The organism is uncultured Aureimonas sp. (assembly GCF_913775355.1).
GTDB lineage: Bacteria > Pseudomonadota > Alphaproteobacteria > Rhizobiales > Rhizobiaceae > Aureimonas.
Map to the genome: position 1 here is coordinate 1 of NZ_CAJYIU010000098.1, position 9,799 is coordinate 9,799.

At 70.1% G+C, this 9,799-nt stretch carries 11 protein-coding genes and 1 pseudogene; 5 read left to right on the forward strand and 7 right to left on the reverse strand.

What is annotated here, in order from left to right; all coding sequences use genetic code 11:
- The first annotated feature begins 419 nt into the window (after positions 1-419).
- Positions 420-866, forward strand: coding sequence for a Fur family transcriptional regulator (locus QZ753_RS06830; RefSeq protein ID WP_294642176.1), 447 nt, complete (start codon positions 420-422; stop codon positions 864-866).
- Between the two features lie 40 nt (positions 867-906).
- Here QZ753_RS06830 and QZ753_RS06835 read toward each other — a convergent pair whose 3' ends face one another.
- Positions 907-1,341: an OsmC family protein gene (locus tag QZ753_RS06835; protein WP_294642178.1), complete on the reverse strand. Its 435-nt coding sequence runs from the start codon at positions 1,339-1,341 to the stop codon at positions 907-909.
- A 192-nt stretch (positions 1,342-1,533) separates the two neighbouring features.
- On the opposite strand from QZ753_RS06835, the gene QZ753_RS06840 reads away from it, so the two are divergent.
- The 4 genes from QZ753_RS06840 (at position 1,534) to QZ753_RS06855 (ending at position 4,442) form a co-directional block, all read left to right on the forward strand.
- The gene (locus QZ753_RS06840; RefSeq protein ID WP_294642180.1) at positions 1,534-2,493 is read left to right on the forward strand and encodes a tyrosine recombinase XerC; all 960 of its coding nucleotides are present in this window, start codon (positions 1,534-1,536) and stop codon (positions 2,491-2,493) included.
- Positions 2,494-2,631: 138 nt separating this feature from the next.
- Positions 2,632-3,711 carry a TraB/GumN family protein gene (locus QZ753_RS06845; protein ID WP_294642182.1) on the forward strand — a complete coding sequence of 360 codons (1,080 nt, stop codon included), beginning with the start codon at positions 2,632-2,634 and terminating at the stop codon, positions 3,709-3,711.
- A gap of 121 nt (positions 3,712-3,832) precedes the next feature.
- Positions 3,833-4,129: a hypothetical protein gene (locus QZ753_RS06850; RefSeq protein ID WP_294642185.1), complete on the forward strand. Its 297-nt coding sequence runs from the start codon at positions 3,833-3,835 to the stop codon at positions 4,127-4,129.
- A 73-nt stretch (positions 4,130-4,202) separates the two neighbouring features.
- Positions 4,203-4,442 (forward strand): hypothetical protein, encoded by a 240-nt coding sequence (locus tag QZ753_RS06855; protein WP_294642187.1) that lies wholly within the window; start codon positions 4,203-4,205, stop codon positions 4,440-4,442.
- A gap of 74 nt (positions 4,443-4,516) precedes the next feature.
- Here QZ753_RS06855 and lpdA read toward each other — a convergent pair whose 3' ends face one another.
- The 6 genes and pseudogenes from lpdA to sucA all read right to left on the reverse strand — a co-directional run.
- Positions 4,517-5,932 (reverse strand): dihydrolipoyl dehydrogenase, encoded by a 1,416-nt coding sequence (gene lpdA / locus QZ753_RS06860; RefSeq protein WP_294642188.1) that lies wholly within the window; start codon positions 5,930-5,932, stop codon positions 4,517-4,519.
- Positions 5,933-5,956: 24 nt separating this feature from the next.
- Positions 5,957-6,355: an MAPEG family protein gene (locus QZ753_RS06865; RefSeq protein WP_294642190.1), complete on the reverse strand. Its 399-nt coding sequence runs from the start codon at positions 6,353-6,355 to the stop codon at positions 5,957-5,959.
- An 85-nt stretch (positions 6,356-6,440) separates the two neighbouring features.
- Positions 6,441-6,920 carry a hypothetical protein gene (locus QZ753_RS06870; protein WP_294642192.1) on the reverse strand — a complete coding sequence of 160 codons (480 nt, stop codon included), beginning with the start codon at positions 6,918-6,920 and terminating at the stop codon, positions 6,441-6,443.
- On the reverse strand, positions 6,917-7,675 hold the full coding sequence (locus tag QZ753_RS06875) for an SDR family oxidoreductase (protein ID WP_294642194.1): 759 nt from the start codon (positions 7,673-7,675) through the stop codon (positions 6,917-6,919). The genes QZ753_RS06870 and QZ753_RS06875 overlap by 4 nt, the downstream gene beginning before the upstream one ends.
- A gap of 165 nt (positions 7,676-7,840) precedes the next feature.
- On the reverse strand, positions 7,841-9,115 hold the full coding sequence (odhB, locus tag QZ753_RS06880; protein ID WP_294642196.1) for a 2-oxoglutarate dehydrogenase complex dihydrolipoyllysine-residue succinyltransferase: 1,275 nt from the start codon (positions 9,113-9,115) through the stop codon (positions 7,841-7,843).
- A gap of 54 nt (positions 9,116-9,169) precedes the next feature.
- Positions 9,170-9,799 (reverse strand): annotated as a pseudogene (sucA, locus tag QZ753_RS06885) (2-oxoglutarate dehydrogenase E1 component); the annotation flags it as partial.

The following is a 9,799-nucleotide window of genomic DNA, read 5'->3' on the forward strand; positions in this document are numbered from 1 at the left end:
GATACCCGAGGAACACAACCGCTAGCCCAACTTCCCGGCAGACCATCCAGTGTGCGTCTGCACCCCGTCCAACCCGCCCCGGCGCCACCGCCGTCGTCGATGAACGCCTTATAGGGGGAGCCACCGACGAAGGTCAACAGGGAAATTCCGACCAAGCGGAAAAAAGTTCGGAAACCAAGAGAGAACAAAAGGTTACAACGTCGCAGAGCGGTCAGACAGGCGTCATGACGGTGTCTTGCGAGCCTTTCGCGGTGTCGGATTGGGTGGAATCTCTCCCCGTTCCCTCCCCTTCGCCGGGTCGTCAAGGCTTTCAGCGCCTTTGCAGGAAGTCGCGCGGACCTGCTCCTCCTCTCCTGCCATGGGAGCTCGTTCGCGCCAGCGGTTTTCCCGTCGCCTCCGATCGGCTATGAACCCGCGCCATGACGACGCCCCGCCCCGCCCCGCACGGCGCCCCGCTGCCGGACTACGAGACGCTGCTGCGAGAGGCGGGCGTACGCATCACGCGGCCGCGCCGCACGATCCTCGGCATCCTACGGGAGCATCCCGATCACCCCGATGCGCTCGAGATCTTCCGCCGCGCGTCCGCGGTCGACCCGTCGATCTCGCTCTCTACCGTGTATCGGACGATGCGGCTCCTGGAGGAGAAGGGCGCGATCCACCGCCATGCCTTCGGCAACGGGCCCTCGCGCTTCGAGCAGGCCGACGGGGCGCATCACGACCACCTGATCGACGTCGACACCGGCGACGTCATCGAATTCTCGTCGGACCGCATCGAGGCGCTGCAGGACGAGGTGGCGCGCGCGCTCGGCTACGAGATCGTCTTCCACCGGCTGGAGCTCTACGGGCGCAAGCGTCGGCGGGACTGAAGGGAAGGGGCCCACCGACCGGCGGGCCCCTTCCGGTGTCTCAGACCAGCTTGGCGTCGAGGCTGACCTCGATGGCGCCGAGCGCCTTCGAGATCGGGCAGCCGGCCTTCGCCTTCTCGGCGAGTTCCTGGAACTTGGCGTCCTCGATGCCCGGAACACGCGCTTCCAGCGTGATCTTCGACGACTGCACCTCGAAACCGCCGTTCGCCTGCTCGACGGCGACCACGGCGCGCGCCTTCAGCTCGTCCGCCGGCGTGCCGTTCTCGGCGAGGAAGTGCGACAGCTGCATGGCGAAGCAGCCGGCATGGGCTGCCGCCAGAAGCTCTTCCGGGTTGGTGCCCGACTTGCCGCTCTCATCCTCGAAGCGGGCCTTGAACGAGTAGCCGTGATTGTCGAGCGCGCCGGACTGCGTGGTCAGCGACCCGCGACCGTCGGCGAGCGCGCCGTTCCAGATGGCGGTGGCATGGCGTTTCATGGATCTGTCTTCCCTTCAGGCTCTGCCCGCGTGCGGCGGACGGGGGGCTCATGGCATTTCCGGTGCCGGCTCGGAGGCCGGACCGCTGCTGGGCGAGATGGGGGAAGGCGCGGCTTCGTCCAGCCGCAACGATGCCTTTACCAAAGCGCGTTCAGGTGATCCCATCGGATTTGCCGTGCGAGATGCCGTCCCATGTCAGAGCCCCTTCTGGTTTCCGCCTCCGCCCCGCTCCTCCAGCTGAAGGCCGCCTGGCTCGACCGGCTCGGCGTCGAGCGCCACGCCGGCCGCCTGACGATCGACGCCTACGAGCGGGACGTGCGTCAGTTCATCGGCTTTCTCGCGCGCTACCACGGCCGCCCGGCCGAGCCCGGCGACCTCGCCGCCCTGTCGGCGACCGACCTTCGCGCCTTTCTCGCCGAACGTCGCCGCGACGGCCTCGGCCCCCGCAGCCTCAACCGCATCCTGTCGGGCATCCGCTCCTTCGTGCGCCATCTCGAGCGCGAGGGGCTCGCCTCCTCGGCCGGTCCCGCCGCCATGCGTGCGCCAAAGCAACCGAAGTCGCTGCCGCGGCCGCTGCCCGTCGTCGACGCGCTGGCGGTCACCGAGGAGGCGGGCGCGATGGCGTCGAGCCCCTGGATCGCCGCGCGCAACGTCGCGGTGCTGACGCTCCTCTACGGCTGCGGCCTGCGCATCTCGGAGGCGCTGGGGCTGGAGGGCGATGCGCTCGCCGACGAGACGGCCCGCTCGATGACGATCCTCGGCAAGGGGCGCAAGGAGCGCCTCGTGCCGCTCCTGCCGGCCGTCCTCGAGGCGGTGGCCGCCTATCGCCGGCTTTGCCCCTTCGATCTCTCGGCCGGCACGCCGCTCTTCCGGGGCGCGCGCGGCGGCCCGCTGCGGCCGCAGATCGTCCAGGCGGAGATGGCGCGGCTGCGCGGGCTTCTCGGGCTGCCCGCTTCGGCGACGCCGCATGCGCTGCGCCACTCCTTCGCGACGCATCTCCTTGCCAAGGGCGGCGACCTGCGCACCATCCAGGACCTCCTCGGCCACGCCTCGCTGTCCTCGACGCAGATCTACACCGCGGTCGACGGCGGGCGTCTCCTGCAGGCGTTTCAGACCGCCCATCCGCGCGCGCGCAGGGCCCGCGCCGGGTGACGCTTCCGCCGCGTGATCGTGCCTTTCAGCATTTCGTCGGATTCTTCGGGTAGTCAGGACGGGTCGTGGCGACCGGTCGTCGCCGAGGCGGCCACCGGCCGGCCGATCCGCCCCACCCGCACGGGACAGCGAAGCTCGATGACGAAACGCCCGCCCCGCGGCCTCCTGCCGGCAATCCTGTCGGCGCTGCCGCACCTCTTCCCGCTTCTCCTGTGCATCGCGCTCCTCCTGGCGGCCGCCGTCTCGGAAGCCGACGCCGCGGAACCCGCTCCCGCGGCTCCCGCCTGCCGGGAGGGCCGCAGCCTCGTGCCCGATCTCGTGGCGAGCGGCGAGATGGCCGGCCCGGAGCGGGAGGCCGCCGCGATCGCGAACGGCGAGGGACGCCTCTTCCGGATCGAGCGCGAGGGGCTGAAGCCCTCGTTCCTCTTCGGCACCATGCACCTGTCCGACCCGCGCATTGTCGATCTGCCGGATGCGGCGGACCGTGCGCTCGACGGGGCCGACGGCGTCGTTATCGAGACCACCGACGTCCTCGACCCCGCGCGGATGGGCGCGACGCTCCTGTCGCGCGCCGATCTCACCACCCTGCCCGCCGGGCAGACGCTGGCGGGCGTCGTCGGCGAGGAGGGCATGGCGCGCATCGTGCCGGTTCTGGAAGCACGCGGCACGCCGGCGGCGGCGATCGCCCGCCTCCAGCCCTGGTTCGTCGCCGCCGGCCTCCTGATGACCGACTGCGAGACGCAGCGCACGGCGCAGGGCGCGAAGGTGCTCGACGTCGCGATCGCCGAGCGGGCGGCAGCCGCCGCCAAGCCGCTCGACGGGCTCGAGACCGCTGCCGAGCAGCTCGAGGCGCTGGCCTCGATGCCGCTCGATCTCCAGGCCGACAATCTCGTCGCCAGCGTCGTGCTCGTCGACCGCATGCCGGACCTCTTCGAGACGATGATCGATCTCTACCTCAAGGGGCAGATCGCGCTGATCGGACCCGCGACGGAAAAGGCCCTGCCGTCCGGGACCGATGCGGCGACCTCGCTCGCCGTGACACAGGCCTTCGAGGATCGCGTCGTCCATCGCCGCAATGCGCTGATGGCCGAACGGCTCCAGCCGTTCCTGGCAAAGGGCGGGCGTTTCGTCGCAGTCGGTGCGCTGCATCTGCCCGGCGAAACCGGCCTCGTGGCGGCGCTGCGGCGCGCCGGATGGACCGTCACGCGCGCCGACTGACCCTGGCCGCGCGCGGGCCGGAGGAACGGGCCCCGACCGCCGGCGTTCTCCGACCCTGATGGAAGCGCGCGCCGGCCGGCCGATCCCGCCCGCGGCGCGCTCCCGGTTCCGGAGATCCGCCATGCGCCTTTCCCTGCCCCTCCTTGCCGTCCTCGCCCTGTCCGGCTGCACCGCGGTCGACGGTCCCGCCTTCGACGGGCGCCCCACCGTGGCGCCGGTGCTCGGGCTCGCGCCCGCGTCCTACCGCCCGCCGGTTCGGCGCGGCTGCGACAACTACGCCGACCAGACGGCCCGCAACACCTACGAGAACCTTTCGGACAACGAGGACGGCTTCGGGGCCAATGCGTTCGCGCGCACGCAGGCCGAGCGCGACGGCGCGCGCGCCTACCGCCGCTGCGTCGAGGGGCGCCGTTCCTGACGATTTGGAAAGGTGACAGCCGCGCCCGATGGGTTCACACTCCTGTCGTCAACCATCTCGGGAGGATGAACGGATGTCGCGATACCGGATCGAAACGGGACGGGTGGACGGGTCGGCCTGGGTGCCGGGCCCGTTCCACGACGCTCTCAACGCGGTGACCGACGAACAGGCCGTGGGCGCGGTGCGCGAGGTGCTGACGCGCTCGGGCTTTGCCGACGAATGGGGCGATCATGCCCGCGTCCTCGACGGCGAGCGGCGCGAGGTGGCGCGCCTGCCCCTCGACCGCGGCTTCTGGGCCGGCGGAAACGCCTGACGCTCTGATATGAAAAGGGGCGGCGCACCGGATGCGCCGCCCCTCTCTCGTTCCAATGCCGATCGCGCGTGCGATCAGACGTGGATCGGCTTGGCGAAGGCCGCGAAGGCCGCCTCGCGCACGGCTTCCGACAGGGTCGGATGGGCGTGGCAGGTGCGCGCGAGATCCTCGGCCGAGCCGCCGAACTCCATCAGGACGGAAATCTCGGCGATCATGTCGCCGGCGCCGAAGCCGACGATGTGGCCGCCCAGCACCTTGTCGGTGCGCGCGTCCGTCAGCACCTTCACGAAGCCGTCGGTGTGGAGCATGGCGCGGGCGCGCCCGTTCGCCATCACCGGGAACTTGCCGACCTTGTAGTCCAGCCCTTCCGCCTTCAGCTCCTCCTCGGTCTTGCCGACGGAGGCGATCTCGGGCGAGGTGTAGACCACAGACGGGATGACGCCGTAGTTCACGTGGCCCTTCTGGCCGGCGAGGATCTCGGCGAGCGCGATGCCCTCGTCCTCGGCCTTGTGCGCCAGCATTGGGCCCTTCACCACGTCGCCGATCGCGTAGATGCCGGGCACGTTGGTCTGGTAGTGCGCGTCGATCTCGATGCGGCCGGCCTTGTCGCGGGCAACGCCCGCCTCGTCGAGGCCGAGCCCTTCAGTGAAGGGGCGGCGGCCGGTCGCGACCAGCACCACCTCGGCCTCCAGCGTCTCGGCGGCGCCGCCCTTGGCGGGCTCGAACGTCACGGAAGCACCCGATCCCGTCTTCTCCACCGCCGTCACCTTGGCACCGAGCTTGAAGGTGAAGCCCTGCTTGACGAGAAGCTTCTGGAACTGGGCGGAGACCTCGCCGTCCATCGGCCCGAGGATCTTGTCGAGATACTCGACCACCGTCACGCGCGCGCCGAGGCGCGACCAGACCGAGCCGAGCTCGAGCCCGATCACGCCGCCGCCGACGACCACCATCGAGGCGGGTACCTTGGCGAGCGCGATCGCGTGGTCGGAGGAGACGATCGTCTCGCCGTCGAAGGCGACGCTGACGCCCGGGATGCCCGCGACCTCCGAGCCGGTGGCGATGCAGATCGCCTTGGTCTGGAGCGTCCGCTTGGCCCCGTCCGGCCCGGTCACCTCGACCTCGCCGGCCTTGACGATGCGGCCCGTTCCGGTAACGCCCTCGATCTTGTTCTTGCGGAACAGGAAGGCGACGCCGTCGACATTGGCCTTCACCGTCTTGTCCTTGTGGCCGAGCATGGTCGGCAGGTCGAGCTCAGGCGTCACCTTGATGCCGAGGTCGGCGAAGGAGTGGTTGGCTTCCGCGAACATCTCGGAGGCGTGGAGGAGCGCCTTCGAGGGGATGCAGCCGACGTTGAGGCAGGTGCCGCCATAGGTCTGGCGCTTCTCCACCACGGCGACCTTGAGGCCGAGCTGGGCGGCCTTGATGGCGCCGACATAGCCGCCCGGGCCGGAGCCGATGACGACGAGATCGAAGGAGGAAGTGTCGGACATGGGATGGTTCCGGTCGTTGGATGTCTAGAGGAAGCGGATCAGCATCAGGAGGAGGCCCAGCATCGAGAGGACCCACGCGATGCTGCGCACGTAGGGAACGCCCTTGAGGTAGAGGGGCACGTAGGCGATGCGGGCGACGAACCAGAGCGCCGCGCCCCATGCGCCGATGCCGCCGGTGCGGCCCGACACGGCGAGGCCGAGGGCGAGCGCCACGAAGGCGGGATAGGTTTCCTGGAAGTTGGCGAGGTTGCGCGTCGCGCGCCCGGCCATGGTGCCGAGCGGCTTGGCCTCGCCGTCGCGCGGGCCGGCGTTCCAGTCGCGGCCGCGCTCGCGCGTCACGAAGTGCCCCTGCAGCATGATCTGCACGACGAGGAGCACGACGGACCAGCCGAGAAGGGTGAGTTCGAGGGGAAGCGACGTCATCGGGACCGGACCTTTGCTGGGAGGCGCCTTGCGCCTCTCTCGCCAAAGGAGTTGGGACGCGCGCGCGCGAAGGAAACCGGGGCGGTCATGGCGTCGCCCCCGTGTCGCAGCGCCCCGTCGCTGCATCGAAGCTCTCGTCGACCGCGGCGAGGCGTGCGCCCGAGATTCCCATCGGTCGGAACGGCGGCTCGCCTTGCGCGGCCGGCTGGACGAGGCGCAGCTCGTAGCAGCCCGCATAGACGCGCGTTCCCGACGCGGTCTCGGCCTCCACGACCGCAGGAAGGCGGTAGTAGGTCGAACCCGCCGCGCCCTCGCCGGTCGCGGTCCCGAGCTTCAGCCGGACATGGCGCGTGTCGGCATGGCCGGCGGCGAACGCGTCGAAGGGTTTGGCGGCCTCCTCGCGGAAATACGACCAGGCGCGCAGGTATTCCTGCCGTTCGATGGCATTGTAGAGCGATCCGATCACCGCTTCGGGCGTCGAGCGGTCGTCGCGATAGGCCGGCGGCTCGGCCGCCGCCGCACCGCCGGTCGCCAGCACCAGGGCGAGCACTACGCGCCCCGTCACGGCAGGATCGCCCGCGCGCCGGACACGTCGAGGATCGCGCCGGTGGAATAGCTCGCCTCGTCGGACGCCAGCCAGAGGATCGCGCGCGCGACCTCCTCGGCGCTGCCCGGCCGGCGCATCGGCAGGTCGGGCGTCATCCGCGCCACACGGTCCGGCTGGCCGCCGGAGGCATGGATGTCGGTCTCGATGATGCCGGGGCGCACCGCGCAGACGCGCACGCCCTCGGTCGCGACCTCCTTGGCGAGGCCGACCGTGAACGTGTCGATCGCGCCCTTGGCGCTGGCATAGTCGACGAACTGGCCGGGCGCGCCGAGCTTGGCGGCGGCCGACGAGAGGTTGACGATCACGCCCCCCTCGCCGCCCCGCGTGGTCGACATGCGACGCACGGCTTCGCGGGCGCAGAGGAACGAGCCGATCGTGTTGATGCGGAACATGCGTTCGAGCCGCGCGAGGTCCATGTCGGCGACCGACCGGGGCTGGTCGACGACGCCGGCATTGTTGACCAGCACCGCGAGCCGGCCCATCCGGTCGCCCGCCTCGAAGATACGCAGGATATCGGCTTCCGAGCCAACGTCGCCGCGCACCGTCCCCGCCCGCCCGCCGGCTGCACGGATTTCGCTGGCCACGGCTTCGGCCGCCTCGGCGTTGGCGGCGTAGTTCACCAGCACCGCATAGCCGGCCGCAGCGGCAAGACGCGCGGTCGCCGCGCCGATCCCGCGCGAGCCACCGGTGACGATCATCACGCGGGCAGACATCGGGGCGCTCCTGGCTCGAGGCGTTCGGGACGGGACACCCGTCCAATGTTGGGGCCGCCCTTTTCCACGTGAAACAACGGCGGCGGTTCGACCCGGTGGAATCCCCCTGCCCGGTCGGAAGCCGACGCCGCCCCTTTTCGCGGGCGGCGCCGGGTGTTCGTGGTCTCAGAGGTCGAGGACGAGACGCTCCGGATCCTCCAGCGAGTCCTTGACCCGCACGAGGAAGGTCACGGCTTCCTTGCCGTCGACGATGCGGTGGTCGTAGGACAGCGCAAGGTACATCATCGGCCGGATCACGATCTGGCCGCCGACCACCATCGGGCGCTCCTGGATCTTGTGCATGCCGAGGATGCCCGACTGCGGGGCGTTCAGGATCGGCGTCGACATCAGCGAGCCGTAGACGCCGCCGTTGGTGATCGTGAAGGTGCCGCCCTGCATGTCGGCCATGGTCAGCTGGTTGTCGCGCGCCGCCTTGGCGAGGCGCCCGAGCTCCTTCTCGATTTCGGCGATCGACATCTGGTCGGCGTCGCGGATGACCGGGACGACGAGGCCCTTGTCGGTGCCGACAGCCATGCCGACGTGGGCGTAGTTCTTGTAGATGATGTCGGTGCCGTCGATCTCGGCGTTCACCGCCGGGATCTCCTTCAGGGCGTGTGTCACCGCCTTGGTGAAGAAGCCCATGAAGCCGAGCTTCACGCCGTGCTTCTTCTCGAAGATGTCCTTGTACTTCGAGCGCAGCGACATCACCGCCGACATGTCCACCTCGTTGAAGGTGGTCAGCATCGCCGCCGTGTCCTGCGCGTCCTTGAGGCGGCGCGCGATGGTCTGGCGGAGCTTGGTCATCCGCACGCGCTCCTCGCGCGAAGCGTCGTCGGCCGAGGAGGCCGGACGCGAGGCGGCGGGCGCCTTGGCCTGTGCCGGCGCGGGGGCCGAGGGACCGCGAGCGATCGCGTCGAGGACGTCGCCCTTCAGCACCTGGCCGCGCTTGCCCGAACCCTCGACGTCGGACGCCGAGAGGTTCTTCTCGGCCATCAGCTTGGCGGCCGAGGGCGCGGGGCTCGTGTCGCCCTGTGCGCCGCCGCTTGCGGGCGTGGCCGGCGCGGTGGACGCGTTGCCGTAGCCTTGCGTCGCCGCGGGCTCCGGCGCCTTCGGCGCGTCGGCCTTGGGCGCCTCGGACTTCGGCGCCGACGCGCCCGCGGAGCCCGCCTCGCCGATCACCGCGATCAGCGCGCCGACCTCGACCGTCTCGCCTTCCTTGACGAGGATCTCCGACAGGACGCCGGCGGCCGGCGCCGGAACCTCGACCGTGACCTTGTCGGTCTCGAGCTCGGCGATCGTCTCGTCCTGCGCGACGGTGTCGCCCGCCTTCTTGAACCACTGGCCGATCGTGGCCTCGGTGACGGATTCGCCAAGGGTCGGGACTTTGACTTCGGTGCTCATCTCAAGATCTCGTCTGGAATGGGGGTGCGGGGGAAGGCGAGGACGAGGCGGCCGTCAGGCCGACGCGTCCCCCAGTGCCTCCTCCAGGAAGGCTTCGAGCTGGGCCATGTGCTTCGACATGGTGCCGACGGCCGGCGAGGCGGCAGCCTGGCGTCCGGCATAGCGGGCGCGGCGCTTGGTCTCGCCGATGCGGTCGAGCACCCATTCGAGATAGGGCTCGATGAAGCTCCAGGCGCCCATGTTCTTGGGCTCCTCCTGGCACCAGACGATCTCGGCCTGTTTGAAGCGCGACAGCTCGTTGATCAGGGCCTTCGCCGGGAACGGATAGAGCTGCTCGACGCGCAGGAGGTAGATGTCGTCGATGCCCCGCTTCTCGCGCTCCTCCAGAAGGTCGTAATAGACTTTGCCGGTGCACAGCACCACGCGGCGGATGTCCTTGTCCTTCTTCAGCTTCACCGTGACCGAGTTCGGCTTCATCTCGGCGTCGTCCCACAGGAGGCGGTGGAACGTCGTGTCGCCGGCGAGCTCCGAAAGATCGGAGGTCGCGCGCTTGTGGCGCAGGAGCGATTTCGGCGTCATCAGGATCAGCGGCTTGCGGAAGTCGCGCTTCATCTGCCGGCGCAGGATGTGGAAGTAGTTCGCCGGCGTCGTGCAGTTGGCGACCTGCATGTTGTCCTGCGCGCA

Excerpts from the sequence above, each read along its gene's own strand:
- QZ753_RS06830 (WP_294642176.1), top strand. The coding sequence starts at position 420 with ATGACGACGCCCCGCCCCGCCCCGCACGGCGCCCCGCTGCCGGACTAC.
- QZ753_RS06835 (WP_294642178.1), bottom strand. The coding sequence starts at position 1,341 with ATGAAACGCCATGCCACCGCCATCTGGAACGGCGCGCTCGCCGACGGT.
- QZ753_RS06840 (WP_294642180.1), top strand. The coding sequence starts at position 1,534 with ATGTCAGAGCCCCTTCTGGTTTCCGCCTCCGCCCCGCTCCTCCAGCTG.
- QZ753_RS06845 (WP_294642182.1), top strand. The coding sequence starts at position 2,632 with ATGACGAAACGCCCGCCCCGCGGCCTCCTGCCGGCAATCCTGTCGGCG.
- QZ753_RS06850 (WP_294642185.1), top strand. The coding sequence starts at position 3,833 with ATGCGCCTTTCCCTGCCCCTCCTTGCCGTCCTCGCCCTGTCCGGCTGC.
- QZ753_RS06855 (WP_294642187.1), top strand. The coding sequence starts at position 4,203 with ATGTCGCGATACCGGATCGAAACGGGACGGGTGGACGGGTCGGCCTGG.
- lpdA (WP_294642188.1), bottom strand. The coding sequence starts at position 5,932 with ATGTCCGACACTTCCTCCTTCGATCTCGTCGTCATCGGCTCCGGCCCG.
- QZ753_RS06865 (WP_294642190.1), bottom strand. The coding sequence starts at position 6,355 with ATGACGTCGCTTCCCCTCGAACTCACCCTTCTCGGCTGGTCCGTCGTG.
- QZ753_RS06875 (WP_294642194.1), bottom strand. The coding sequence starts at position 7,675 with ATGTCTGCCCGCGTGATGATCGTCACCGGTGGCTCGCGCGGGATCGGC.
- odhB (WP_294642196.1), bottom strand. The coding sequence starts at position 9,115 with ATGAGCACCGAAGTCAAAGTCCCGACCCTTGGCGAATCCGTCACCGAG.